At 67.9% G+C, this 23,823-nt stretch carries 24 protein-coding genes; 14 read left to right on the top strand and 10 right to left on the bottom strand.

Annotated features, from left to right (window positions below; translation table 11 throughout):
• Nucleotides 1–75: 75 nt before the first annotated feature.
• Both AC6I9V_RS06545 and AC6I9V_RS06540 read left to right on the top strand, forming a co-directional pair.
• A complete protein-coding gene (locus AC6I9V_RS06545; protein ID WP_349413556.1) occupies nt 76–627 on the top strand; it encodes a hypothetical protein in 552 nt (183 codons plus the stop codon).
• 66 nt (nt 628–693) lie between these two features.
• On the top strand, nt 694–1,734 hold the full coding sequence (locus AC6I9V_RS06540; protein ID WP_497898776.1) for a thioesterase domain-containing protein: 1,041 nt from the start codon (nt 694–696) through the stop codon (nt 1,732–1,734).
• 29 nt (nt 1,735–1,763) lie between these two features.
• Here AC6I9V_RS06540 and AC6I9V_RS06535 read toward each other — a convergent pair whose 3' ends face one another.
• Nucleotides 1,764–2,630: an HAD-IIA family hydrolase gene (locus AC6I9V_RS06535; protein WP_349413558.1), complete on the bottom strand. Its 867-nt coding sequence runs from the start codon at nt 2,628–2,630 to the stop codon at nt 1,764–1,766.
• 52 nt (nt 2,631–2,682) lie between these two features.
• Between AC6I9V_RS06535 and AC6I9V_RS06530 the strand changes: the two genes are divergently transcribed.
• The 4 genes from AC6I9V_RS06530 to AC6I9V_RS06515 all read left to right on the top strand — a co-directional run bounded on the left by AC6I9V_RS06530 (nt 2,683) and on the right by AC6I9V_RS06515 (nt 7,045).
• Nucleotides 2,683–3,369, top strand: a complete 687-nt coding sequence (locus AC6I9V_RS06530) for a TrmH family RNA methyltransferase (RefSeq protein WP_497898775.1) — start codon at nt 2,683–2,685, stop codon at nt 3,367–3,369.
• Nucleotides 3,370–3,453: 84 nt separating this feature from the next.
• Nucleotides 3,454–5,430, top strand: a complete 1,977-nt coding sequence (locus AC6I9V_RS06525) for a S53 family peptidase (RefSeq protein WP_497898774.1) — start codon at nt 3,454–3,456, stop codon at nt 5,428–5,430.
• 167 nt (nt 5,431–5,597) lie between these two features.
• Entirely contained in the window at nt 5,598–6,617 is a 1,020-nt protein-coding gene (gene fbaA / locus AC6I9V_RS06520; RefSeq protein ID WP_349413561.1) for a class II fructose-bisphosphate aldolase, read from the top strand.
• A gap of 2 nt (nt 6,618–6,619) precedes the next feature.
• A complete protein-coding gene (locus tag AC6I9V_RS06515; RefSeq protein WP_497898773.1) occupies nt 6,620–7,045 on the top strand; it encodes a DUF3151 domain-containing protein in 426 nt (141 codons plus the stop codon).
• 106 nt (nt 7,046–7,151) lie between these two features.
• Here AC6I9V_RS06515 and AC6I9V_RS06510 read toward each other — a convergent pair whose 3' ends face one another.
• Nucleotides 7,152–7,781, bottom strand: coding sequence for a uracil-DNA glycosylase family protein (locus AC6I9V_RS06510; protein WP_497898772.1), 630 nt, complete (start codon nt 7,779–7,781; stop codon nt 7,152–7,154).
• Nucleotides 7,782–7,980: 199 nt separating this feature from the next.
• Complete coding sequence (locus tag AC6I9V_RS06505; RefSeq protein ID WP_497898771.1) at nt 7,981–9,204, bottom strand: cobalamin-independent methionine synthase II family protein; 1,224 nt, start codon at nt 9,202–9,204, stop codon at nt 7,981–7,983.
• A gap of 414 nt (nt 9,205–9,618) precedes the next feature.
• On the opposite strand from AC6I9V_RS06505, the gene AC6I9V_RS06500 reads away from it, so the two are divergent.
• The 4 genes from AC6I9V_RS06500 (at nt 9,619) to AC6I9V_RS06485 (ending at nt 13,085) form a co-directional block, all read left to right on the top strand.
• A complete protein-coding gene (locus AC6I9V_RS06500) occupies nt 9,619–10,908 on the top strand; it encodes an adenylosuccinate synthase (protein WP_497898770.1) in 1,290 nt (429 codons plus the stop codon).
• Nucleotides 10,909–11,273: 365 nt separating this feature from the next.
• Complete coding sequence (locus AC6I9V_RS06495; protein ID WP_497898769.1) at nt 11,274–11,732, top strand: hypothetical protein; 459 nt, start codon at nt 11,274–11,276, stop codon at nt 11,730–11,732.
• Nucleotides 11,733–11,820: 88 nt separating this feature from the next.
• Nucleotides 11,821–12,369, top strand: a complete 549-nt coding sequence (locus AC6I9V_RS06490) for an RNA polymerase sigma factor (RefSeq protein WP_497898768.1) — start codon at nt 11,821–11,823, stop codon at nt 12,367–12,369.
• Entirely contained in the window at nt 12,366–13,085 is a 720-nt protein-coding gene (locus tag AC6I9V_RS06485; RefSeq protein WP_497898767.1) for a hypothetical protein, read from the top strand. The genes AC6I9V_RS06490 and AC6I9V_RS06485 overlap by 4 nt, the downstream gene beginning before the upstream one ends.
• A gap of 101 nt (nt 13,086–13,186) precedes the next feature.
• On the opposite strand, the gene AC6I9V_RS06480 is transcribed toward AC6I9V_RS06485, so the two are convergent.
• The 7 genes from AC6I9V_RS06480 to AC6I9V_RS06450 form a co-directional block, all read right to left on the bottom strand.
• On the bottom strand, nt 13,187–13,681 hold the full coding sequence (locus AC6I9V_RS06480; protein ID WP_497898766.1) for a CoA-binding protein: 495 nt from the start codon (nt 13,679–13,681) through the stop codon (nt 13,187–13,189).
• On the bottom strand, nt 13,678–15,018 hold the full coding sequence (locus AC6I9V_RS06475) for an O-acetylhomoserine aminocarboxypropyltransferase/cysteine synthase family protein (RefSeq protein ID WP_497898765.1): 1,341 nt from the start codon (nt 15,016–15,018) through the stop codon (nt 13,678–13,680). The genes AC6I9V_RS06480 and AC6I9V_RS06475 overlap by 4 nt, the downstream gene beginning before the upstream one ends.
• Nucleotides 15,018–16,211 (bottom strand): dimethylsulfone monooxygenase SfnG, encoded by a 1,194-nt coding sequence (sfnG, locus tag AC6I9V_RS06470; protein WP_497898764.1) that lies wholly within the window; start codon nt 16,209–16,211, stop codon nt 15,018–15,020. The genes AC6I9V_RS06475 and sfnG overlap by 1 nt, the downstream gene beginning before the upstream one ends.
• Nucleotides 16,204–18,243 carry an acetate--CoA ligase gene (acs, locus tag AC6I9V_RS06465; protein ID WP_497898763.1) on the bottom strand — a complete coding sequence of 680 codons (2,040 nt, stop codon included), beginning with the start codon at nt 18,241–18,243 and terminating at the stop codon, nt 16,204–16,206. Before acs ends, sfnG begins: the two co-directional genes overlap by 8 nt.
• Nucleotides 18,234–19,097, bottom strand: coding sequence for an ABC transporter permease (locus tag AC6I9V_RS06460; RefSeq protein WP_497898762.1), 864 nt, complete (start codon nt 19,095–19,097; stop codon nt 18,234–18,236). The genes acs and AC6I9V_RS06460 overlap by 10 nt, the downstream gene beginning before the upstream one ends.
• Complete coding sequence (locus AC6I9V_RS06455) at nt 19,097–20,164, bottom strand: aliphatic sulfonate ABC transporter substrate-binding protein (RefSeq protein WP_497898761.1); 1,068 nt, start codon at nt 20,162–20,164, stop codon at nt 19,097–19,099. Before AC6I9V_RS06455 ends, AC6I9V_RS06460 begins: the two co-directional genes overlap by 1 nt.
• A gap of 105 nt (nt 20,165–20,269) precedes the next feature.
• The gene (locus AC6I9V_RS06450) at nt 20,270–21,112 is read right to left on the bottom strand and encodes an ABC transporter ATP-binding protein (RefSeq protein ID WP_497898760.1); all 843 of its coding nucleotides are present in this window, start codon (nt 21,110–21,112) and stop codon (nt 20,270–20,272) included.
• A 338-nt stretch (nt 21,113–21,450) separates the two neighbouring features.
• Between AC6I9V_RS06450 and AC6I9V_RS06445 the strand changes: the two genes are divergently transcribed.
• From AC6I9V_RS06445 to AC6I9V_RS06430, 4 genes are all read left to right on the top strand, one after another.
• Entirely contained in the window at nt 21,451–21,876 is a 426-nt protein-coding gene (locus AC6I9V_RS06445; protein ID WP_349413578.1) for a CoA-binding protein, read from the top strand.
• A gap of 105 nt (nt 21,877–21,981) precedes the next feature.
• The gene (locus AC6I9V_RS06440; protein WP_497898759.1) at nt 21,982–22,800 is read left to right on the top strand and encodes a polysaccharide deacetylase family protein; all 819 of its coding nucleotides are present in this window, start codon (nt 21,982–21,984) and stop codon (nt 22,798–22,800) included.
• 50 nt (nt 22,801–22,850) lie between these two features.
• Nucleotides 22,851–23,264 (top strand): MmcQ/YjbR family DNA-binding protein, encoded by a 414-nt coding sequence (locus AC6I9V_RS06435; RefSeq protein ID WP_497898758.1) that lies wholly within the window; start codon nt 22,851–22,853, stop codon nt 23,262–23,264.
• The gene (locus AC6I9V_RS06430) at nt 23,261–23,809 is read left to right on the top strand and encodes a DUF1990 domain-containing protein (protein WP_497898757.1); all 549 of its coding nucleotides are present in this window, start codon (nt 23,261–23,263) and stop codon (nt 23,807–23,809) included. Before AC6I9V_RS06435 ends, AC6I9V_RS06430 begins: the two co-directional genes overlap by 4 nt.
• Nucleotides 23,810–23,823 lie beyond the last annotated feature (14 nt).

The following is a 23,823-nucleotide window of genomic DNA, read 5'->3' as shown; positions in this document are numbered from 1 at the left end:
TTGTGCCCTACCCATCGTGCAGTTACGCTGATTGAGGTTGAGCCGTCGGCCATAGACACTTTCTTTGGAGTACCTATGGACCACTCGCTTAATGCCCAGGTCAAACTTGATGTCGCTTCAGATGTCATCCGAATTGATGTCCGGGGCAGCCTCAGCCAAACTACCCGCCCGGCCCTGATGCAGCTGATCCAGCGCATCCGCCGCATGGGCATCACCTCCCACGTCCGCGTGGACCTCGCGAACACCGAGTTCGTCGAATCGATGGCCCTCGCCGGGCTGCGCAACGACCTTAACGCCATCGACACCGGTGCCATGCGGCACGAAATAGCCGGCAGGGTGAGCATCCCGGCCGGGGTGTCGCTGGAACTGCAGATGTTCGGCAGCGACTTCGGCAAGGTCTTCCAGCCGCTGGATCTCTCCGGGGACTTTATGGCCTCCGTCGACCCCTCCGGGACCCGGCCGCTGGCGCGCTACTCCGACGACGAACTGCTGGCCGCCAGCGACTGCGTCTTCGGCAAGCTCGACGACCCGGCCAGCGGGGCGCCGTCGGAACTCCTGGCCCGCTACGACGACATCACCCTCGAACTGACCCGGCGCGAAATCGACCGCGAGGCCGAACCCGCCTAACCGGCGGCCCCCGATCCGCGCCGCCCGCGTTTCTGCTCCGCGCGCCCCTGTGGCTACGGTAGAGGTGTGCCGCGTGAGACGGAAGCGAACGACGGGCGCGGACCCGGCAGCGCCGAGGCCCGCGTGCTCCGGCACGCCGCGGAACTCGAACGCTTCTCGCGCCGGAACTTCCTCATCGGCGCTGGTGCCGCCTCCGCCCTGGCCGCCGACATGCTCTTTACGCGCCGGGTGCAGGCCGAGCGCCGCGTCAACAAGATCCTCACGGTGCCCGACGACGTCGCCGAACGCTATTTTCCCCGAGCCAGCTGGTTCCTCTTCCCCGGTTACAAGACCAGCTGGGAGGAGGCCCAGTGGATCCTCAACTCGCTGCGCGGCGCCCTGAACAAGCGCGGCCAGCTGGCCGCCGTCGGCTATTCCAACGTCGGGCTGGAAATCGACAAGATCGTGATCGCCGTGATCGAACACGTCCGCGCGCACCGGCTTGACACCCTTTACTTCTACGGGCACAGCTTCGGCGGCATGGTCGCGGTGCAGGTGGCCGCCCGGTTGCTGGAGCTGCACGGCGTCAAGGTGGCGTTCATCCTGCTCGACTCCAGCCCGGCCAGCAGGTACGACGTCCTGGACCAGAGCTGGTTCGACGGTGTGGTGTTCCTCTACGAAAGCGGCTTCCGGTTCCCCACCGTGATCCGCGGCGGCTACGAACTCGGCGAGCGGGTGCTCAACAAGCATGAACGCAGCTGGGGCCAGATCCTGGACCAGACCCAGGAACAGCTCTCGCCGATCGCGCCGTCCAGTGTGCTGATCCAGACCGAATCGGCCTACATCTACCACTTTGATGTGAACCGCTTCGTCGGAAAGCTCGGCGACGCGAAGATGGCCTTCATCGGCAACCCCAAGGATCAGACCGTGAGCTACGAAACGGCCCGGGACACCTGGATGCTGAGGTTCAAGGCGAACATGGTCTCGGATGCGCTCCGGACGGACGGGGCGCGGCCGGAGCACGCCAGCCCGCAGTGGAACCCGGGTGTCTACCGGCCGCTCATCGAGGAGCTCCAGGACGATTTTCTGCCGCTGCCCTCAGGCGGGGGCAAGAAGACCGCCTTCTAGCCTGCCCCGGCCGGGCCGGGGACCAGAGCTCAGATCTGGTTCTTCAGGTCCGCAACCGAGTTCAGGACCTGGTTGGGCCTGAACGGGTAGGCCGCGATGTCATCGCGGTGCGTGATGCCGCTAAGCACCAGCACCGTGTGCAGGCCGGCCTCCATGCCGGCAATAATGTCGGTGTCCATCCGGTCCCCGATCATGGCGGTGGTCTCCGAATGCGCGTCGATCTGGTTCATCGCCGAGCGGAACATCATCGGGTTCGGCTTGCCCACAATGTAGGGCTCCCGGCCAGTCGCCTTGGTGATCAGCGCGGCGATCGCCCCGGTGGCGGGCATCGGCCCGTCCTTGGAGGGGCCGGTGGCGTCCGGGTTGGTGGCGATGAAGCGCGCGCCGCCGAGGATCAGGCGGATGGCCATGGTGATGGCCTCGAAGGAGTAGGTCCGGGTTTCGCCGAGCACCACGAAGTCCGGGTCCTGGTCGGTGAGAATGAAGCCCGCTTCATGCAGCGCCGTCGTGAGCCCGGCCTCGCCGATCGTGTAGGCGCGGTTCCCGGATTCGGAACCGCGCACCTGGTCCTTGAGGAACTGGGCCGTGGCCAGCGCCGACGTCCAGATGTTCTCCTCCGGAATTTCCAGGCCGGAACTCTTCAGCCGCGCGGCGAGGTCCCTGGGCGTGAAGATGGAGTTGTTGGTCAGGACCAGGAACCGCTTGGACGTATCAACCCAGCGCTGGATGAGCTCCGAGGCGCCCGGAATCGGCTGGTTTTCATGGACCAGCACGCCGTCCATGTCCGTCAGCCAGCACTCGATCTCCTGGCCGCTGCGGTAGACCGAGGACGTGGACCGCACGTCGTCGGAGTTTGAACGCTGGTCCGTGCCGTGGTCTTCGTGCTGATCCGCCATGGTGCCCTCCGCCGATAGTGTGCCGCAACAGGACCCAGTCTACTGTTGAGTCGTGACTGAACCCGAGACTCCCAGCGAACCCGCCGCCGGCTCCGAGGCGGCGCCGGACGGTGAAACGGAGGCCAGGGCGGAGGTCGGCGTCGGGCCCTGGCAGGGGGAGTGGCCGCAGGGCGAACACTGGGACCCGGACCTGCTCGCCGACGGGGACCGCCGCAACGTGCTGGACAAGTACCGCTACTGGAAGCACGAGGCGATCGTCGCCGAGCTGGATTCGCGGCGCCACAACTTCCACGTCGCGATCGAAAACTGGCAGCACGACATGAACATCGGCACCGTGGTCCGTACCGCCAACGCGTTCCTGGCCAAGGAAGTGCACATCATCGGACGACGCCGGTGGAACCGCCGCGGGGCCATGGTCACCGACCGCTACCAGCACGTCCGCCACCACCCCACCGTCGAGGATTTTGTCGCCTGGGCGCAGGGCGAGGGGGTGGCCGTCATCGGCATCGACATCTTCCCCGATTCCGTCCCGCTGGAGACCTACGAGCTGCCCCGGGACTGCGTGCTGGTGTTCGGCCAGGAGGGTCCCGGGCTGACCCCGGAAGTCCATGCCGCCGCCGTCGCGACGCTCTCGATCGAACAGTTCGGGTCCACCCGGTCGATCAACGCTGCCTCCGCCGCCGCGATTGCGATGCACGCCTGGATCCGCCGGCACGTGTTCGGCCAGATAGTTTCCTGAGGCACCTATAGTCAGATCGGTTTTTGCCGTTTAGGCTCTGGCGTGTGTGGGCGCAAAGGGCGCCCGCCTAGGGGAAGACATCTCATGAAGAAGGTCTCAACTTCGCAGTCCCGGCGCGCCACCCGGCTCCTTGCGCTGGGTACATCGCTTGCCTTTGCCATCGGCCTGACCGCTACGGTGGCGGTGGCCGCCCCGCCGACGCCCCCGCCGTCGAACAACTATCCGGGGTCAGTGCCGCCCTGGGCCGGCTCCCGCACCAAGACCGGCACCCCGCTGAGCAACACGACGGTCGAGGGCGAGCTCTACCTGAACCTGCCCGACGCCGGAGCGGCCAAGGCGTTCGCCACCGCCGTGTCCACGCCCGGGAGCCCGCAGTACCAGCAGTATCTTTCGGCCCCGGACTGGATTGCCAAGTACGGGCCCGCCAAGACCGACGTCGCTGCGGTCGTTGACTACGTGAAGGCGCAGGGCATGGTGGTCACCTCGGTTCCCGCGAGCGGGCTCTACGTGGTCTTCCGCGGCACCGTCGCCCAGATCAACGCCGCCTTTAGCACCACCGAACAGACCTACACCTTCCAGGGCCAGAGCCTGATCGGCCCGTCCACCGCGCCCTCCCTGCCCGCGGCGCTCTCCGCCAAGGTCCTGGGGATCTCCATCGACCAGGGGCGGCTGCTGACCCGGCCCTCGCTGGCAACGCCCGAGGCGTCGGACCAGGCCCAGGCGTCCGGCAAGCCGATCGGGCCTGCGCCGGTTGACGCGCCGTGCTCGAACTACTGGGAGCAGAACAAGGCCACGGTTCCGGCCGCGTACGGCTCCACCAGCTTCGGCACCGCGATCTGCGGCTACACTCCGGCCCAGCTGCAGGGCGCCTACGGGGTAACGTCCCCGTCGGAAGCCGGCGCGGGCCAGACGGTGGCGATCATCGACGCCTACGCCTCGCCCAGCATCGAGTCGGACGCGAACACGTACTCGCAGAAGAACGGGCTCCCGACGTTCAAGGCCGGGCAGTACCAGCAGATCGTGCCGGACTCCCGGTTGTTCATGGACCAGGCCCTGTGCGGACAGCCCAGCGGCTGGCAGGGCGAGCAGACGCTCGACGTCGAAGCCGTCCACGGGCTCGCCCCGGCTGCCAACATCCTCTACGTCGGAGGGAACAACTGCGGCGCGGGTATTGACGTGGCGATGTCCACCATCCTGGACCAGAAGCTCAGCACCATCGTCAGCAACAGCTACGGCTACGTGGGAGAGGCGGTCTCGCAGAACGCACTGATGGGCATGCAGAACCTCCACCTCCAGGCGGCAGGCGAGGGAATCGGGCTCTACTTCTCCAGCGGTGACAACGGCGATGAGAAGGCGAGCCTGGGCTACGCGTCACCGGACTTCCCGGCCAGCTCGCCGTTCGTGACGGCGGTCGGCGGAACGTCCCTGGCGGTCGGCAAGGACAACGGCTACCTGTTCGAAACCGGCTGGGGGACCACCCGCAACAGGATCGTCCCGGGCGCGGACGGCAGCCTGAGCTATGCGGGCGACCTGCCGGGTGTGTTCCGCTTCGGCGCCGGCGGCGGGACCAGCGCGGTGTTCGCCCAGCCCGGCTACCAGCAGGGCACGGTCCCGGCAGGGCTGGCCAACGGCTACCGGGTCTCACCGGACGTCGCCTCCCTGGCCGATCCCTACACCGGCTACCAGGTGGGGATCAGCCCGATCACCAATGACCACGTCCTCAAGACCGGCGCCTACGAGACAACGGGGTACGGCGGAACCTCGCTGGCCTGCCCGCTGACGGCGGCGCAGATGGCGATCGCGCAGGCCGCCACCGGGAAGACCGTCGGCTTCGCCAACCCGGCCATCTACGCGGCAGCGAAGACCGGCAACTCCGGAGTGCGGGACGTGGCGCCCCAGTCAAGCCCCCGCGCCATGGTCTTCTCCAGCCCGATCAGTGGCAACAGCTACCTGGTCGGCACGGACCACGACACGTCGCTGGCGACGGCGCCGGGCTATGACGACGTGACGGGGGTGGGCAGCATGAACGTCCGGTTCGCGCTCAGCATCGCCGGGCAGTAACCGCATAACGGCGCACCCAGGCGGGGGCTGCAGGTAACCGTCGGGATGGGTCTGAGGCCGGGTCCGGGAACATTTCCCGGGCCCGGCTTCACTATTCGGCTCCGGGGCACTCGTGGCTAGGATGTAGATAGCCATGTAGCAACCACTGCTTTCGACGAGGAGTCAGCATGCCCATCGCAACCCCAGAGATCTACTCCGAGATGATCGACCGCGCAAAGACGGGCGGCTTCGCATTCCCGGCCGTCAACGTCACCTCCTCCCAGACCCTGAACGCCGCCCTGCGCGGCTTCGCCGAGGCCGAATCCGACGGCATCGTCCAGGTCTCCACCGGCGGTGCCGCCTACTGGTCCGGCGCGTCCACCAAGGACATGGTGGCCGGCTCGCTCGGCTTCGCCGCGTTCGCCCGCGAAGTCGCCAAGAACTACGGCGTCAACATCGCCCTGCACACCGACCACTGCCCGAAGGACAAGCTGGACGGCTTTGTCCTGCCGCTGCTCGCCGCCTCCGAGGCCGAGGTCAAGGCCGGGCGCAACCCGCTCTTCAACTCGCACATGTGGGACGGCTCCGCCGAGACCCTGCAGGAGAACCTGCGGATCGCCCGCGAACTGCTCGCGCGCACCGCCGCCGCCAAGATGATCCTCGAGGTCGAGATCGGCACCGTCGGCGGCGAGGAAGACGGCGTCGAGAACGCCATCAACGACAAGCTCTACACCACGGTCGAGGACGCCCTCGCGACCATCGACGCCCTCGGTTCCGGCGAGAACGGCCGCTACATCACGGCCCTGACCTTCGGAAACGTGCACGGCGTGTACAAGCCGGGCGGGGTGAAGCTGCGCCCGGAGATCCTCAAGGACATCCAGGAGCAGGTGGGCGCCAAGATCGGCAAGGCCAGCCCGTTCGACCTCGTCTTCCACGGCGGCTCAGGCTCCTCCGAGCAGGAAATCGCGGACGCGGTCTCCTACGGCGTGATCAAGATGAACATCGACACGGACACCCAGTACGCGTACACCCGCCCGGTCGCGGACCACATGTTCCGCAACTACGACGGCGTGCTGAAGGTCGACGGCGAGGTCGGCAACAAGAAGCAGTACGACCCCCGCGTCTGGGGCGCCTCCGCCGAAGCCGGCCTGGCCGCCCGAGTGGTCGAGGCAGCCCAGCAGCTCGGCTCCACCGGAAAGACGTTCTAATAATGTCCGACGAGTTCCGCAAGAACCTGATGGGCCCCGAGCCCACGCTCCTGCCCGCCGAGACCGAGGTCAACGCCGGGCTGGACGCGGGCCACGAGGCGCTGGACTTGGTGGAGAAGCACCCGACGTCCTCGCTGCTCTGGGCCGTGCTGGCCGAGGAAGCGTGGAAGGAAGGCCGGACCATCGATTCCTACGCCTACGCCCGGGTCGGCTACCACCGCGGCCTGGACTCTTTGCGCCGCAACGGCTGGCGCGGCGTCGGCCCGATCCCGTGGGAGCACGAACCGAACCGCGGCTTCCTGCGCGCCCTGTACTCGCTGGGCCGGGCCTCCGCGGCGATCGGCGAGGCCGAGGAACCGGAGCGGATCGAGAAATTCCTCAAGGATTCCGACCCCACGGCCAAAGCGGCCATCGAGGCGCAGGCCTGACCCACACCGCTTAAAGCAACGCGGGGTCACTTACGGCCCATTCCACCACGGTGGATGGACCGTAAGTGACCCCGCGTTGGGGTTTAAACGACGGCGGCGGCGGGGACTAGGCCTTGGCCAGTCCGGTGCGGGCCATGGCGTCGGCGTAGGCGACCCGCATGTCCTCGAGGTACTGCTCCTGGCGGGCCGGGGTGCCGGCGAAGGCGCGGCCGCTGAGCGAACGGACCTTGTAGGTCTTCAGGCCGCGGCGCCAGATCATCGGCACCTCGGTCTTCAGCAGTAGGTTGGCCAAGCGGTTCGCCTCGGTGCCGTGCGCCACGATCACGGACGCGCGCGGGACCAGGGCGAGGAACTTCAGCAGCGGCTTGAGGCCGGCCGAGATCTGGTCCGGGGTGAACTTGCCGTTGGGCTCGCCGTCGATGTGCCACGGGTGGACGTTCCACGGCATCACGAATTCGGGGCGCAGGCCCAGCTTCCACTGGATGCCCAGCATGCGGGTGGCAGCTTCCTCGTCGCCGGCGGTGATGAAGCCGGACGGATCCGCGGTGCCGATGTTGGAGTAGAGGCTGATGATGCGGCACTCGTCGATGTCGTGCGCGGGATCCACGTAGGGGACGGTGGTGCCAGCTTTGGCGGTCTGCAGTGCGTCGCACAGTTCGTTGACGGGCGCGACGTTAGCGTCGTAACGGCGGCTCAGGAGCTGTTCGCGGAAATTTTCAGTGGCCAGGGCTGTCATGTCTTGCGGGGTCTCCTGCGGGATTGGTAAAGCTGCCAGACCGGTTGCGGGCACGCCAAAGGGAGGGCGCGCAGCGGCCGGTGTGGTGTGAAAATGTGGTGTGGACCGATTCCTGTTCGGTCGTTACCAGTCTATCAAGCCCCGCGAAATGCCCGGCCCGGGTCGGGCCGGCAAGCACGGCCGGCCCGACCCGCGCCGGCTACCAGAGCCGCTTGCTGGCGCGCCGGGCGCCCTCGCCGAGGGCCTCCAGCTTGGCGTAGGCGATCTGCGGATGGACGCGGCCGCCGAGGCCGCAGTCAGTGGAGGCAATCACGTTTTCCCGGCCCACGAGTTCGGCGAACCGCACGATCCGGTCCGCGACCAGGTCCGGGTGCTCCACGACGTTGGTGGCGTGGGAGACGACGCCGGGGATAATCGACTTGCCCTCCGGAAGCCTGGTGTCCTGCCAGATCCGCCACTCGTGTTCATGCCGCACGTTGGCCGCCTCGAACGAGTAGGCGCCGGCGTTGACCTGCAGGACGGAGCCGATGATGTCCGCGAACGGGATGTCCGTGGTGTGCGGGCCGTGCCAGGAGCCCCAGCAGACGTGCAGCCGGATCTGCTCCTGCGGCAGGTCGCGCAGCGCCCAGTTTGTCGCCTCGACGCGGAGCTGGATGAACTTCAGGTAGTCCTCGAGGCTCGGCTCCGGGTTGATCTGGTCCCAGCTCTCGGCCAGGGACGGGTCGTCGAGCTGGACGGTCAGGCCGGCGTCGATGATGGCCTTGTACTCCTCGCGCATCGCATCGGCGCACGCGTAGAGGAGCTCCTCGTCGCTTTGGTAGTACTCGTTGGCCACCCGGGCGCAGGAGCCGGGGGAGAGGGAGGCGACGAACCCGTCGGTGAGGCCGGCCGCGGCCAGGCCGGTCTTGAGGTTGGCGATGTCCGAAGCCACGAGCTCCTGCCCCGTGTACGTCAGCGGTCCCGCTATTTTGGGCTGCGTGACGGCTTTGCGGTGGGCCAGGATCCCGGAGGAGGGATCGTTGTACGCGTCGTTGAACTGCTGCCGGTCGCGGCGGTCCGGGAAGGAAGTCAGGACAATGTGTCCCGGTGTGGACCGGTGCACCTGGGCGTCGGCCCAGCGGTCCACGTCCGTCGGTTCCAGCCCGCCGAGCCGGGAAAACGAATAATTCCACCAGGCGCCGTAATCCACCGAGCTGGACATCGTGTGCCCGTACTCCCCGTCGTTGGGGATGTCGATACCCAGGTCCCTCTGGCGCTGCACCACATCCACCACCGAGGTCTCGAGCAGGTCGAGGAACTCGGGGGTGATCCCGTCGGCTTCCTTTGCCTCGTTCGCGGCGATCAGTTCCGGGGTGCGGGGCAACGAGCCGGCATGCGTGACCCGGATGTGGTCGGTGTTCTGGGACGGCGAGCTCAGGGACATGGCGCGGTTTCCTTCCATCGGTCCTGGCAGTAGCACCGTGGCCGGTCGCGGCGCCGCGTCAGGGCGGGCCGGGTCCGGCGGGGTTGCTGCGGCGTCAACGGGCCAGGTCCCTCGGCCGCTCGGGATGGTCCCTCCCACTACATTCCACCCGGGCGCGGTCCCGCAAGTCGTGCCCGCTATGTGGCGCCGCGTCCCACAACGGGCGCCAAAAACGGTGCCGGTGGCCGTTTTCGGCTAAACTTGGGTGGTAAGAGCCCCGGACTCTGGCGTTGACGGTACAGATCGTAGTGGTACAGATCGTAGAGGTACTGAGCACAGCGGTAGATTCGGGGCATTCTCATGAACGGCGCTGACTTCCGGTGACCACCCTGGTGAATCACGCGGATTTGGCCCGAACGAATGGGGGAGGATCCCATGCCAGCAATCGTGATCGTCGGAGCCCAGTGGGGCGACGAAGGCAAAGGCAAGGCCACTGACCTGCTTGGTGGCCGCGTCGACTATGTCGTCAAGCCCAACGGCGGCAACAACGCCGGGCACACCGTCGTCGTAGGCGGTGAGAAGTATGAGCTCAAGCTCCTTCCGGCCGGCATCCTGAGCCCCAACGCGGTCCCGGTGATCGGCAACGGCTGCGTGGTGAACCTCGAGGCGCTGTTCGAGGAGATCGACGGTCTTGAAGCCCGCGGCGCGGACACCTCCAAGCTGCGCGTTTCCGCCAACGCCCACCTCGTCGCCCCCTACCACCAGGTGCTGGACAAGGTCACCGAACGGTTCCTCGGCAGCCGCGCGATCGGCACCACCGGCCGCGGCATCGGCCCTGCCTACATGGACAAGGTGGCCCGCCTCGGCATCCGGGTCCAGGACGTCTTCGATGCTTCCATCCTCCGTCAGAAGGTCGAGGGCTCGCTGCGGCAGAAGAACGAACTGCTGGTCAAGGTCTACAACCGCCGCGACATCGAAGTGGACGAGATCGTGGACTACTTGCTGTCCTTCGCCGAGCGCCTGCGCCCGCTGGTCATCGACAGCACCTTCGTGCTCAACAAGGCCCTGGACGAGGGCAAGGTGGTCCTGATGGAGGGCGGCCAGGCCACGTTCCTGGACGTCGACCACGGCACCTACCCGTTCGTGACGTCCTCGAACCCGACGGCGGGCGGCGCCTCCGTGGGCTCGGGCATCGGCCCCACCCGGATCTCCCGCTCGATCGGCATCATCAAGGCCTACACCACGCGCGTCGGCGCAGGTCCGTTCCCCACCGAACTGTTCGATGACATGGGCCTGTACCTGCAGAAGACCGGCGGGGAGTTCGGTGTCAACACGGGCCGGCCGCGCCGCTGCGGCTGGTACGACGCCGTCCTGGCCCGCCACGCCTCCCGCGTGAACGGCTTCACGGACTACTTCGTCACCAAGCTGGACGTGCTCACCGGCATCGAACAGATCCCGGTCTGCGTGGCGTACGACGTCGACGGCGTCCGGCACGACGAGATGCCGATGACCCAGACCGAGTTCCACCACGCGAAGCCCATCTTCGAGTACTTCGAAGGCTGGACCGAGGACATCACCGGCGCCCGCACCCTGGACGACCTTCCGGAGAACGCCCGGAACTACGTGCTGGCCCTGGAGAAGCTCTCCGGCACCCGGTTCTCCGCGATCGGCGTCGGCCCGGACCGCGACCAGACAATCGTGGTCAACGACCTGATCACGGACTAGTATCTTCCGGCGGTTCAATACGTCCGACGGCGGCGGGTCACCTGGAAAGGTGGCCCGCCGCCGTCGTCGTTAAGGAAAGAAAAAAGAAAATTTTGGACCGTGCGTAACCTTTTCGGGTGCCGCAGCGATTACTCCTTTGTAAGCGTCGCCCGGAACCTGGTCCCCCCACCAGGAACGGCCGGCCTTGTCAGAGAAGGATCCGAGCGGCGCCTGCCCCCATCAGGTGCCACGGACTTCGAGAGAAAGTTCCGACGGGCACCTGCCCCCATCAGGTGCCGACAGGACTTCGACTGTAAGTGCCGGCTGGCGCCTGCCCCCATCAGGCGCCGGCCAGCCTTCAACCAACCAAAGGATGTACGTTTTTCATGAAGAGTGTTAGCAAGACCACCAAGATTGCTGTCGGCGCCGCTATTCTCGCGGTCGGAGGCTTCTCCGGTATCGGCCTGGCCAACGCGGCCCAGATGTCCAGCACCCAGCAGGCTGAAGTGAACCACGCTACGCCCGCCACCCCTGCCGTTCCGGCAACCCCGGAACTGCCCGCCACCCCGGCCGTTCCGGCCGTGCCCGCAACCCCGAACACCGACGGCTCCGCCAAGGGCGACGCCGCTGTTGAGGGCTCCAAGGGTTCCGCTGAGGGCTCGGTTTCCGCTGACAAGGACGGCGTCTCCGTCGACGGTGCCGCCAACGCCAAGGGCGCTGCCGAGGCCAAGGCCCACGCCGACGTCACCGTAGCGACCCCGGCCGTCCCCGGCGCCAAGGACACTCCGGCTGCCCCGGCCGTTCCGGCTGGCCCGTCCGCCGAGCTGCCCAAGCTCGACAAGTAAGCACTAAAACGCCTCCTTTCGGAGGTGACGGGTGCGGCCGCTAGACTATCGGGGGCCGCACCCCCAGCAGTAACGGAAGGAAAGCCACTTGGCAGACCAGCTGAGCGATGACGAACTGTCAGCCGCTTTGGCTGGCGACCCGTCAGGATTCAGCGCCGTCTACACCGTGATGTCCCCAGCAGTGCTTGGCTACTTCCGGGCCAAAGGCGTGGACGACGCCGAGGCTTTGACCCAGGACGTGTTCGTGGACGTCCTGCCGAAACTTGAAAATGTTACCGGCGGCCACAAAGGCTTGCGAACCTTCGTCTTCTCCGTCGCCCACGCCAGGCTGGTTGACCACCACCGGCGTTCCGAGCGGACGCCGTTCCTGGCCGAATACGACCCCCTGAACGACGCCCGGTATTCCGCCTCGGCCGAGGACGAGGCGCTCGGTTCACTGGGGGGACTCTCACACACACTTTCCCAGCTCAACGAGGAGCAACGGGAAGTCTTGGTCCTGCGGATCGTCGCAGACCTCTCCATCGACCAGGTGGCCGGCATCATGGGCAAGACCCCGGGTGCCATCAAACAACTTCAGCGGCGCGGGCTCAGTGCCTTGCGCGAACTCGTAACCGAAAAGGACCACGCAGCATCATGACCGGCACGCGCAACCCCCGACAGGATGGCAGCATCCAGGCGATGCTCCGTGACTCCGGCCTCGAAGCTGCCACCGAACTCCGCAGCACTCTCGAGCAGATGCAGGCCCTGGTTCCGGAGCAGGCTCCGCCGCCCCGCGCCGACCTCGCGGCGCTGCTCGCCGGCTCAACCGCCCCGGCAGCCGGCACCGCGGATACCCTTGCCGTCGACACCCTTCCGGCAGAGGCCCTTCCGGCCGGGGTCAGCAGCCTGGCGGACCGCCGCCGCGGCCGGAGGCGCCGGATGGCGCTCGTCAGCGGGGCCGTGGTTGGTGCCATGAGCCTGGGGGTTGGCGCCGTAGCCGCTGCCAGCCCGGACTTCCGCGAGGACGTAGGTCACGCCCTCACCGTTATTTTCCAGCCTGCGGCCCCTGCCCCGGTTCCTGCCCCCACCGCGCCCTCGCCCTCGGATCTCCCGGCGGCCCCCGTACCGGCCCCGGCCGGCACCTCCCCGGCCGGGACGGTTCCGGCCGTGCCCGCACCGGAGGGAACCGCGCCCGCGGCCAAGCGCCCAGGCCCCGCGTCCACGCCCCCCGCGGGCGGCCGTGGCGGTTCGCTGCCGACGCCGGGGCAGCGCCCGGTGGTGCCCGGCCAGAACGGCCGCAACATTCCCAGCAGCCCGTTGCCGACCGTCCCGTCGGTTCCGGAACTGCCGACGTCGTCGTCCGACCTGCCGTAGCCGTATTCCTCAGCCCAAGTAGCTCGCAGTTGTTGTCGTTATGAGCGCTCATAACGACAACAACTGCGAGCTACTTGCGGGTGGGGCCCGGGAGTGTGTGGCTAGGCGAGGACCTGGCGCCTGGAGGAGATGACCCCGGTGTCGAAGCCGGCCAGGTGCAGGCCGCCGTGGAACCTGGCATGTTCAATCTTCACGCAGCGGTCCATGACGACGTCGAGACCGGCTGCTTCGGCTTCCTTGGCGACATCCTCGTGCCACGAGCCCAGCTGCAGCCACAATGTCTTGGCGCCGGCCGCGATCGCCTCATCCAGCACACCGGGCAGGTCATCATGCTTGCGGAACACGTCCACGATGTCCGGGCTCTCCGGCAGGTCTGCGAGCGAAGCGTAGGTCGGTTCGCCCAAGATTTCCTTCACCACCGGGTTCACGAAGTACACCTTGTACCGGGTGGAGGACTGCAGGTAGGTGGCCACGAAGTAGCTGGCGCGGGACGGCCTGTCAGAGGCTCCCACAATCGCAATGGACTTCGCCTGCCGCAGCAGGTTCAGCCGCTCCGGCGCCGACGGTCCCGTCCAGGTTCGGTGTTGCGTGCTCATGCGTTTGCTCCGATCGTGCAGGTATCGGCCGACAATGCATCCGAGGCTGATACCTCAGACGCCGCGTCCAGCGCTTGGTCGAGGTCCCAGAGGATGTCCTCGATGTCTTCGAGCCCGATCGAGATCCGGACCAGGTCCTCGGGGACTCCGGCGGACTCGAGCTGCTCGGGGCTGAGCTGCTGGTGCGTGGTGGACCCGGGGTGGATCACCAGCGTGCGTGAGTCGCCGACGTTGGCCAGGTGCGAGGCCAGCTGCAGGGACTCAATGAACTTCTGCCCGGCGGACCGGCCGCCCTTCACGCCGAAGGAGAACACCGAGCCGGGGCCCAGCGGCAGGTACTTCTGCGCCCGCTCGAAGTGCGGGTGGGAGGGCAGGCCCGAGTAGTTCACGTAGGCCACACGCTCGTCCGCTTCTAGCCATTCGGCCACGGCCTGGGCGTTTTTGAGGTGCTCGTCGAGGCGCTGCGGGAGGGTCTCGACACCCTGCAGGAGCTGGAAGGCCGACTGCGGCGAGAGCGCCGGCCCGATGTCGCGCAGCTGCTCGCAGCGCAGTTTGGTCAGGAAGCCGTATTCGCCGAAGTTGCCCCACCAGGAGACGTTCCCATAGGACGCGACAGGCTCCGTCATCGTGGGGAACTTGCCGTTGCCCCAGTCGAAGCGGCCGCTCTCGACGATCACGCCGCCGAGGGTGGTGCCGTGGCCGCCGAGGAACTTCGTGGCGGAGTGGATCACAATGTCCGCCCCGTGTTCGATCGGCCGCACGAGGTAAGGGGTGCTCAGGGTGGCGTCGACGACGAGCGGGATGCCGGCGTCGTGCGCCACCTTCGCCAGCCCCGCCAGGTCCTGGACCTCCGACGACGGGTTGGCCACCACCTCCACGAAGATCGCCTTGGTGTTGTCCCGGACCGCGGCGGCGTAGTCCGCCGGGTCGGTCCCGGCCACGAACGTGGTCTCCACGCCGAAGCGGCGCAGCGTGACGTCGAGCTGGGTGACGGTGCCGCCGTAGAGCTGGGAGGCCGCGACGATGTGGTCGCCGGACTGGGTCAGCGCGGCAAAGGTGATGAACTCCGCGGCCATGCCCGAGGACGTAGCCACCGCGCCGATGCCGCCCTCGAGGGAGGCGATCCGCTCCTCGAAAGCGGCGACCGTGGGGTTGCCGATCCGGGAGTAAATGTTGCCGTATTTCTGCAGTGCGAAGAGGTTGGCCGCGTCCTGGGTGTCCTTGAATACGAAGGACGTGGTCTGGTAGATCGGCACCGCGCGGGCGCCGTGCTCGGCGTCGGGGGTGCCGCCGGCGTGCAGGGCGCGGGTGCGGAACCCGAACTTGCGGTCCGCCATTACGCTGCCACCTCCACGTTGGCGGCCGGGGTGGCGGACAGGTCGAGCTCGACGCCGTTCTTCCGGGCCAGGTCCGCTTCCAGCTCGCGGACGATCGGCAGGATGTCCGCACCGAACGCCGCCACTTCCTCCTGGAAGTGCAGGTAGCCGGTGAGGAACAGGTTCACGCCGATCTTTTTGTAGGCCACGATCCGTTCGGCAATCTGCTCCGGGGTGCCGATCAGCTGGGTCTTGAAGCCGTCGTTGTACTGGACCAGGTCCTCGAAACTGGAATCGGCCCACATGCCCTTGCCGTCCTTCGTCGACGCCCCGGCCTCCTGCACGGCGGCGCGGAAGCCTTCGACGGCGGGCTTGTGCGCTTTCTCCACAATCTCGCGGAGGGTGTCGCGGGCTTCCTTCTCGGAATCGCGGGCGATCACGAAGCCGTTCAGGCCAAACCTCGGAGAGGGGAGGGCGCCATCGGTGCCACGCCCGGTCTCGTCGGACGCGGCCACAACACCGGCGATGTTCTCCTTGAAGCCTTCCAGGTCCTTGCCGTTGGAGAAGTACCAGTCGGCGACCCGGCCGGCCGTGGCCTGCGCCGCGGTGGAGTTGCCGCCGAAGAAGATCTCCGGGTGCGCGCGTCCCGGCACGTCCACCGGGGCCGGCTGCAGGGTGAAGTTGTTGATGTTGTAGTACTTGCCGGACTGGCTGTAGTCCTGCTCGGTCCAGAGCCCGCGGAGCACCCGGATGAACTCCTCGGTGCGGACGTAGCGCTCGTCGTGTTCAAGCCATTCGAGGCCGAAGTTGGTGAACTCGTCCTTGAGCCAGCCGGAGACGATGTTGACGGCGGCGCGGCCGTTGGAGATGTGGTCCGCGGTGATGATGTATTTCGCCAGGACGCCGGGGTGCCACATGCCCGGGTGGACGGCGGAGATCACCTTGAGCCGCTCGGTGGCGGCCAGCAGCGCGAGGCTGAACGAGGTGGCTTCGTGCTGCTTGTCTGCGCCGTAGGAGGCGGCGTACCGGGTCTGGGTCAGGGCGTACTCGAAGCCGGAGTTCTCCGCGATCCGGGCGAGCTTCTTGTTGTAGTCGAAGTCCCAGCCGGTGCGTTGTTCGATGGTGGAGACCACCAGGCCGCCGGAGACGTTCGGGACCCAGTAGGCGAACTTGAGCGGTTCGGAAAGACGGGCGACGCTGCTGATGTCAGTCATGGGTGTTCCTTACTTCTGGGGTATTTCGGATTCGCAGGACATCCTGGATGTCCGCGATGGATGGTTCGTTCTGGAGCGAGGTGGTGTCCCCGAGCGCGGTCCCTTCGAACAGCTGGGTCAGCAGCCGGCGCATGATCTTGCCGCTGCGCGTCTTCGGCACATCCGGAACAACGACGACGTCGCGCGGCTTCGCGATCGGCCCGATATGTGACGCGACGTGAGCCTTCAATTCGGACGCGATGTCCTCGGTAGCCGCGCATCGCGCGAGCGAGGAACGAGCGAGTGTGTCTAAGCGGCGCGAGGACGGCGCGTCCGAATCCTTCAGCACGACGAACGCCACGATCGCGTGGCCGGTCTTGGGGTCCGCGACGGGGCAGACGCCGGCCTCCACCACGTCCGGATGGGCGACGAGGGCCGATTCGATCTCGATCGTGGAGAGCAGGTGTCCTGAGACGTTGAGAGTGTCATCCACGCGCCCGAGGATCCAGATGTCGCCGTCGTCGTCGTACTTGGCGCCGTCGCCGGCGAGGAACCAGCCCTGCGCCGCGTACTGGCGCCAGTAGGAGTCGAAGTAGCGCCGAGGGTTGCCCCACACGGTCCGGGCGATCGCGGGGCCGGGGGCGTCCACCACGATGAAGCCCTGCACGCCCGGCGGAGCCGTGTTGCCGGTCTCGTCCACGATCCGGGTGCCGACGCCGGGCAGCGGCCGGGCCGCGCAGCCGGGCTTGAAGACGGTGTCGGTCGGGGCGGGAGAGAGGATGGTGGCGCCGGTTTCGGACTGCCACCAGGTGTCCACCACCGGGGCGGTGCCGGAACCGATGTTGGCCCGGAACCAGCGCCACGCCTCGGGGTTGACGGCTTCGCCGACGGTGCCGAGCAACCGGATGGAGGAAAGGTCGTAGCTGGCCGGGACGCCGTCCGGGAACCAGCCCATCAGGGAGCGGACCAGGGTGGGTGCAGTGTAGTACTGGGTCACGCCGTAGCGTTCGATGATTTCGAAGTGCCGGCCCGGGTGGGGCGTGTTCGGAGTGCCCTCGAAGATGACCTGGGTGGCGCCGTTGGAGAGCGGGCCGTAGAGCTCATAGGTGTGGGCGGTGACCCAGGCGAGGTCAGCAGTGCACCAGTGGACGTCCGCATCCCGCAGGGCGGGGTCCGGGTTGCTGAAGAGGTGCTCGAAGCTCCAGGACGCCTGCGTGAGGTAGCCGCCGGAGGTGTGGACCAGGCCTTTGGGTTTTCCGGTGGTGCCGGAGGTGTACATGATGAACAGCGGCGTTTCGGCGTCGAACGCCTCGGCGTCGTGGACGTCGGAGGCGCGCCCGACGGCGTCATGCCACCAGAGGTCGCGGCCCGCGGTCATCGGTACGGTGTGCAGCTCGTCCGCGGCGGTGGTGCGGTTGACCACCAGGACGTGTTCAATGGCGTTATCGCCCGCGACGGCGGCGTCCGCGTTGGCCTTCACGGGCACGGCGGCGCCGCGGCGGAACTGGCCGTCGGTGGTGACCAGGAGCTTGGCGCCGGTGTCTTCCACCCGGAACTTGAGCGCCTCGGCGGAGAAACCGCCGAAGACCAGCGAGTGGATGGCGCCGATCCGGGCCACCGCCAGGGTGATGATTACCGTTTCCGGGATCACCGGGAGGTAGATGACCACCCGGTCGCTCTTGCTGATCCCGAGCTCCAGCAGGGCGTTGGCCGCCTGGGCGACCTCGCGCTGCAGCTGGGCATAGGTGACGGTGCGGCGGTCGCCGGGCTCGCCCTCGAAGAACAGGGCCACCCTGTCCCCGCGTCCCGCCGCTACATGGCGGTCGACGCAGTTGGTGGCGACGTTCAGCTTCCCGCCGTCGAACCAGCTGATGTCCGGACCGGTGCCGGCCACGGCGTCGGCCGGGACGCGGCGGTGGGCGGTGTGCCACGGCTTGTCCTGCCCGGGCACGTCCTCCCAGTCGAGCCGGAGCGCGGCCGCTTCCCAGAACGCGATGCGCTCTTCCTCGGTCTGCGGCCCGTGCACGCCGGGGTCCCTCAGGGTTACGCCCATCGTTTCACCGCCCACTTCTCGGCGAGGCCCAGCACGGCGTCGGTAATTTTTCCGATCACGGCCAGCAGCACAATCGCCAGCAGGAGCCGGTCCGTGCGGCCGTTGTTCTGGGAATCCGTGAGCAGGAAGCCTAGGCCCATCGAGGAAGCGATGAGTTCAGCGGCCACCAGGAAGAGCCACGCCTGGGCCAGCGCCAGCCGCAGGCCGGAGAACACAGCCGGCACCACGGCGGGGAGCTGGACCGTGGTCAGCAGCTTCACCCCCTTGAGCCCGAACGCGCGCGCCGCTTCCACCAGGTTCCGGTCCACGTGCCGCAGCGCCAGCGAGACGGTGGTGAACACGGGGAAGAAGGCGCCGATCAGGATCAGGGTGATCTTGGAATCCTCGCCGATCTTCATCCAGAGGATCAGCAGCGGCACCCACGCCAGGGACGGTACCGCGCGGAGGGCGCCGATGGTCGGGGCGAGCAGGGCGTCGGCGAACCGGGACAGCCCCACCAGCGAACCGAACACCAGTCCCAGCGCCGCGCCGGCCGCGAAGCCGATCAGCACCCGCTGGGTGGAGATCGCGACGTGCTGGCCGAGCTGCCCGCGTTGCAGCAGGTCAAGGCCGGCCTCCAGCACCATGGCCGGCGGCGGGAGCTGGACGATGCTGAACACCCCGGCCGCCGTGGACAGCTGCCAGGCGGCCAGCACAGCGCCGGGAATGAGCAGTCCCAGGAGCAGGCGCACCCAGCCGGTGGCGGGCAGCCCCGCGCGGGACGCCGAAGCTGCCGGGAGCCCCACGGCGCGCCGGTCAGCGCGGCTGTCCGCGCCGCTATTGCCGGTGAGGGCGGGAGTTTCGAGGCGGGTCATTACGAGTCCTTGATGGCGGACGGATCCGCCTTCTTCACCAGCGAGTCATCGAGCAGGGAGGCGACGGCGTCGTCGATCTGCCGCTGGCTCGCGACGTCCCCGGTCTCCACGAACGTCGGCCCGATCTTGGCGAGGACCTTGCGCTGCGCCTCGCCCGGGGCCGGGTTGACGTTGAGGTTACTGCGCTGCAGCACCACGGTCTTCGCGACGGCGAGGTCCAGGCCGGCGGCCTCGGCGAGGATCTGCGCGGTTTCATCCGGGTTCGCCGCGGCCCAGGCGCGGGCCTTCTCGTACGCGTTGACGACGGCCTGCGCCTGCTGCGGCCTCTCCTTGAGGAAGGATTCCGTGGCGTTCAGGAAGCCGTAGGTGTTGAAGGAGAGGTTCCGGTAGAACAGGGTGGCGCCCTTCTGCTCTGCGCCCGCCATGATCGGGTCCAGGCCGGACCAGGCGTCCACGGAACCGTTTTCCAGGGCGGTGCGGCCGTCGGCGTGCTGCAGGTTCTGCACGGTGACGTCTTTGGCGGACAGCCCGGCCTCGGCCAGCGACTGGAGCAGGAAGAAGTACGGATCGGTGCCCTTCGTCGCGGCCACCGACTTGCCCTTAAGGTCCGACACCTTGGTGATGGCGGAACCCTGCTTGGTGACGAGGGCAGCCCACTCGGGCTGGGAGAAGATGTCGATGGCCTTGATCGGCGAACCGTTGGCCTTGGCCAGCAGCGCGGCGGAGCCGGCGGTGGAGCCGACGTCGATCGCGCCGGACCGCAGGGCCTCGTTGGCCTTGTTGGAGCCTGCCGACTGGACCCACTTGACGCTCACGCCCTGGTCCTTGAGGGCGGTTTCCAGCCAGCCCTTTTTCTTGATCACGAGGCTCAGCGGGTTGTACGTGGCGAAGTCGATGTTCAGGGTGCCGCCCGCGGCGGTGCCGGCGGCGTTGGCGGCGGCGGCCGGCTGGCCGGACCCTTCCCCTGCCACGCAGCCGGTGAGGGCCAGGGCGGTGGAGACGGCCGCGGCCGTGAGCACGGCACGGCGGGAGGCAGGGCGGCGGGTGAAGGTGCGGGCGAAGGGCATGAAGGTTCCTTTGGAAAACTGTGCGAACGGATGGGAAGAACGGAACTGCGGGCGGACGCCGCCGGCGCTTCCGGCGGCGTCCGGTCGGAGCCGGGTGCGGTGCGGCTAGTGGCTGTCGACGCCGAGGCTTGCCAGGAGTGAGGCCCGGAGCGTGGCCAGCTCGGCCGATGCCCGGTCGCGGGGGCGGTCTCCGGGCACGTCCACGGTCCGGATGATGGTGGCGCCGGATGCCGTGTCCGCCGGCCCGGCGCTGCTTTCCTTGCCCAGGACGATGATGCGGTCGGCGAGCTGCAGGGCCTCGTCGACGTCGTGGGTCACGAGCAGCACGGTGGTCGGCTCCGCACGGTGGACCTCCAACAACAGGTCCTGCATCTTGATCCGGGTCAGGGCGTCGAGGGCGCCGAAGGGCTCGTCAAGCAGCAGCACGCCGGGGTTGCGGGCCAGCGCCCGGGCCAGCGACGCGCGCTGGGCCATGCCGCCGGAAACTTCGCGGGGCCGGTGCTTGGCGAAGTCCTGCAGGCCCACAAGCCCCAGGAGCCGGGCAACCTTGGCCTTGCCGTCGCGGGCACTGACGCCGGTGGGCAGGCCGATGGCGATGTTGGCCTGCAGGGTGTGCCACGGCAGCAGGCGAGGCTCCTGGAAGGCGAAAGCGCAGCGGGAATCCACGCCCTGGACCGGGGCGCCGTCGATCTCCACGCTCCCGGAGCTCGGGGCATCAAGGCCCGCGGCGGCGCGCAGCAGGGTGGACTTCCCGCAGCCGGACGTGCCGAGGATGGCAAGGACCTCACCGGCCCGGATGTCGAAGTTTACGTCCCGCAGCACGGTGTGTTCCTCGGTGCCCGAGCCGAAGGTCCGGCGCAGGCCGCGGAAGGACACCGGAAGGGCCGGGGTACGCAGCGGGGCCTCGGCGGACGCCCCGGCAGCGGAGGGGGACAGGACAGCAGTCATAGGGTTTACTCCATCGGTCCTGGCAGTAGCACCCTACGGAACGAGCCTCTTAGCCGGGGTGTCAGTCCGGCCGCTCCCGCGGCTCGCCACCTTGCTGTCGGCGGATTCCGGGGAGGAACTCCGACGACCAGGGTTGCTGCGGCTTCATCGATCCAGGTCTCTCAGCCGCTCGGGATGGTCACTACCCACTAAAACGGAAACGAAGGTTTTCCCCAAACCGGGCGCGTAATATTCGGACGCCCGCCGCCGCGCGGCGGTCCGGCGGCCGATTGTTCGGGGCATTCGCCCTGGCGGCAGGTCCGCAGCGCTCCCGAGCGGCCGGCCCGTAGGCTGGGCGGATGACCCACGTGAACGACCCCGCAGTCATCGAACGGCTCCTGCGCACCAAGGGACGATGGGCAATCGTCGGCCTGACCACCAACGAGTGGCGCGCCGCCTACGACACCTCCCTGTACATCCGGGACCGGCTCGGCATGGAGATCATCCCGGTCAATCTTCCGGCCGACCCGGTCCACGGGGAGACCGGCTACGCCCGGCTGGCGGACATCCCGGCGGCGAAGCAACCCCTCGACGTCGTGGACTGCTTCGTGAATTCCCGGAAAGTTGGGGACGTGGTGGACCAGGCGATCGCCGCCGGAGCGAAAGCCGTCTGGCTGCAGCTCGGTGTGATCGATGAGGCCGCCGCGGCCCGGGCCGCGGCGGCGGGCCTGGACGTTGTGATGAACGCCTGCCCGGCCCAGGAGGCGCCGCGCTTCGGTCTCTAGGGACGGCCGTCCACGGGAAGTCACTTCGCTCTGGTATTCTGCGCCTGTCTTATTTCGCGGATGCTGGGATCAAACATGTGTGGGCACCACCCGACTGCGCCCCCTGTGACCCTTGGGCGTCGGAGCGCCCTGGGGCTCCTGGGCGCCTCGATGGTATCGGCGTTGGGGGCCTGCGCGGCTCCTGACGTCCCGTCGGCGCCGGAACCAACCGCTGCGCCGCCCGCTGCCGGGCCCGTCCGGCCCGGCCGCCTGCAGTCGCCGCTTCTCCCCGACGAGAGCCCGGCCCGGCGGCCCCGCGCACAGTTCACCCCGGACTTCAAACTGCCGCCAGTACAAAACGGGCTCGCCCCTGTCATCACCAAGATTGAGACGAAGCATCCGGTGGTGTTCCTGACCATCGACGACGGCGTGACCAGGACTCCCGAGATGGTCCGGCTCCTGGCCGAGTACGACTATCCCGTGTCCCTCTTCCTGACCCGGAATTTTGTCCAGGCCGATCCGGGCTTCTTCAAGCGGTTCGCCGCCCAGGGGAGCCTGGTGGAAAACCACACGGTCACTCACAACATCAACATGGTCAGCCAAATGGGCTACCAGCAGCAGCTCGCGGAAATCAACGGCATGCAGGACTACGCCCAGCAGCAGTTCGGCCGCCGCCCCACGCTGTTCCGCCCGCCCGGGGGCGCCTACTCCACGGTCATGCGGCAGGCAGTCGCGGCTGCGGGGATGAAGGCGATCGTCACGTGGGAGGCCAAATCCAACGTCGGCCACATGGACTACCAGTACGGCAAGGCCCTGCGCCCGGGGGACATCGTGCTCATGCACTTCCGGCCGGAGTTCGCCGCCGACCTGGCTGCTTTTCGGGCTGCCCAGCAGGCCGCCGGCCTTGAGGTCGTGCTGCTTGAAGACTTCCTCGGCGTCGCCTGAGCAGCTCCCGAGGGCCGGGGAATGTCGGGGGATAAAAGTAGGCTTGGTCTATGAATGTCGCCACGCTGCGCCGGATCTGCCTGGGCTTCCCCGGCGCCTTCGAGGACTACCCGTTCGGCCCTGACACTGCGGTCTTCAAGGTACGCGCGGCAGTGGCGGGCGGGGCCCGGCATGAGGCCAAAATGTTCGCCCTGTCCGCGCTGGATCCGGACGACTTCGCCGTGAGCCTGAAATGCGAACCGGCCCTCGCCGAGCAGCTGCGCTCCGCGCACCCGGAAATCACCGGTGCCTGGCACCTGAACAAGCTGCACTGGAACGGCGTCCGGCTGGACGGTACGCTGCCCGACGCCATGGTCCGCGACATGGTGGAGGACTCCTATGACCTCGTGGTCGCCACCCTGAGCCGCCGCCAGCAGGAGCAACTCGGCTGGGCCCGGCTCGCCGGCGGACAGACCCGGCCATGAGCGCCCCGCGGATCGCCGGCGGCGAACTGAACTACGAAGGAATCGGGGCCACCGAGAGCGGGCTGCTGCCCGAAGACAGCGCCGGAGAAGTCAGCCAGGCTTACCTGGGCGACGGCGAGGCCGCCTACCGCCGCGCGGTGCAGGGAATGCTGACCTGGCAGCTGCAGAAGCGGGCCGGACTGCGCGTGCGCGCCGAGTCCGACGTCGTGCTCCCCGGGACGCGGGTGGTGAGCGGCTTCGGCGTCGGGCCGTTCCGCATTGACGCGCCCTGCGAGGTGGTCTGGGTGCGCCGTCCGGTCCCCGGCGGCGGCCCGCAATCCGCCGGTTTCGGCTACGGGACGCTGCCCGGGCATCCGGTCCGCGGCGAGGAGTCATTCGAAATCTCGCTCGACGAAAACGGCCTGGTGCTGATCAAGGTCACCGCGTTCGGTGTGCCGGCCAACTGGTTCTATGCGGCCGGCGGGGCCGTCACCGCCCGGGCGCGCCGGCTGGTCACTTCCCGATACCTTAGGAGTGCACAGGAACTGGCCGCAGGTGTGAACTGAGGAGGAGCAGGTAG

It is taken from the genome of Arthrobacter sp. SlRoot2-15 (assembly GCF_059739345.1).
The sequence above is the reverse complement of the archived record's forward strand: the minus strand, read 5'-3'. Positions and strand labels throughout refer to the sequence as shown.

Bases quoted from the DNA above. Each gene is read 5' to 3' on its own strand.
- sfnG (WP_497898764.1), bottom strand. From the start codon at position 16,211: ATGACTGACATCAGCAGCGTCGCCCGTCTTTCCGAACCGCTCAAGTTC.
- AC6I9V_RS06485 (WP_497898767.1), top strand. From the start codon at position 12,366: ATGACCGGCACGCGCAACCCCCGACAGGATGGCAGCATCCAGGCGATG.
- AC6I9V_RS06500 (WP_497898770.1), top strand. From the start codon at position 9,619: ATGCCAGCAATCGTGATCGTCGGAGCCCAGTGGGGCGACGAAGGCAAA.
- AC6I9V_RS06535 (WP_349413558.1), bottom strand. From the start codon at position 2,630: ATGGCGGATCAGCACGAAGACCACGGCACGGACCAGCGTTCAAACTCC.
- AC6I9V_RS06445 (WP_349413578.1), top strand. From the start codon at position 21,451: ATGACCCACGTGAACGACCCCGCAGTCATCGAACGGCTCCTGCGCACC.
- AC6I9V_RS06460 (WP_497898762.1), bottom strand. From the start codon at position 19,097: ATGACCCGCCTCGAAACTCCCGCCCTCACCGGCAATAGCGGCGCGGAC.
- AC6I9V_RS06475 (WP_497898765.1), bottom strand. From the start codon at position 15,018: ATGGCGGACCGCAAGTTCGGGTTCCGCACCCGCGCCCTGCACGCCGGC.
- AC6I9V_RS06450 (WP_497898760.1), bottom strand. From the start codon at position 21,112: ATGACTGCTGTCCTGTCCCCCTCCGCTGCCGGGGCGTCCGCCGAGGCC.
- AC6I9V_RS06505 (WP_497898771.1), bottom strand. From the start codon at position 9,204: ATGTCCCTGAGCTCGCCGTCCCAGAACACCGACCACATCCGGGTCACG.
- AC6I9V_RS06545 (WP_349413556.1), top strand. From the start codon at position 76: ATGGACCACTCGCTTAATGCCCAGGTCAAACTTGATGTCGCTTCAGAT.
- AC6I9V_RS06525 (WP_497898774.1), top strand. From the start codon at position 3,454: ATGAAGAAGGTCTCAACTTCGCAGTCCCGGCGCGCCACCCGGCTCCTT.
- AC6I9V_RS06495 (WP_497898769.1), top strand. From the start codon at position 11,274: ATGAAGAGTGTTAGCAAGACCACCAAGATTGCTGTCGGCGCCGCTATT.
- acs (WP_497898763.1), bottom strand. From the start codon at position 18,243: ATGGGCGTAACCCTGAGGGACCCCGGCGTGCACGGGCCGCAGACCGAG.
- AC6I9V_RS06480 (WP_497898766.1), bottom strand. From the start codon at position 13,681: ATGAGCACGCAACACCGAACCTGGACGGGACCGTCGGCGCCGGAGCGG.
- fbaA (WP_349413561.1), top strand. From the start codon at position 5,598: ATGCCCATCGCAACCCCAGAGATCTACTCCGAGATGATCGACCGCGCA.
- AC6I9V_RS06435 (WP_497898758.1), top strand. From the start codon at position 22,851: ATGAATGTCGCCACGCTGCGCCGGATCTGCCTGGGCTTCCCCGGCGCC.
- AC6I9V_RS06430 (WP_497898757.1), top strand. From the start codon at position 23,261: ATGAGCGCCCCGCGGATCGCCGGCGGCGAACTGAACTACGAAGGAATC.
- AC6I9V_RS06510 (WP_497898772.1), bottom strand. From the start codon at position 7,781: ATGACAGCCCTGGCCACTGAAAATTTCCGCGAACAGCTCCTGAGCCGC.
- AC6I9V_RS06515 (WP_497898773.1), top strand. From the start codon at position 6,620: ATGTCCGACGAGTTCCGCAAGAACCTGATGGGCCCCGAGCCCACGCTC.
- AC6I9V_RS06455 (WP_497898761.1), bottom strand. From the start codon at position 20,164: ATGCCCTTCGCCCGCACCTTCACCCGCCGCCCTGCCTCCCGCCGTGCC.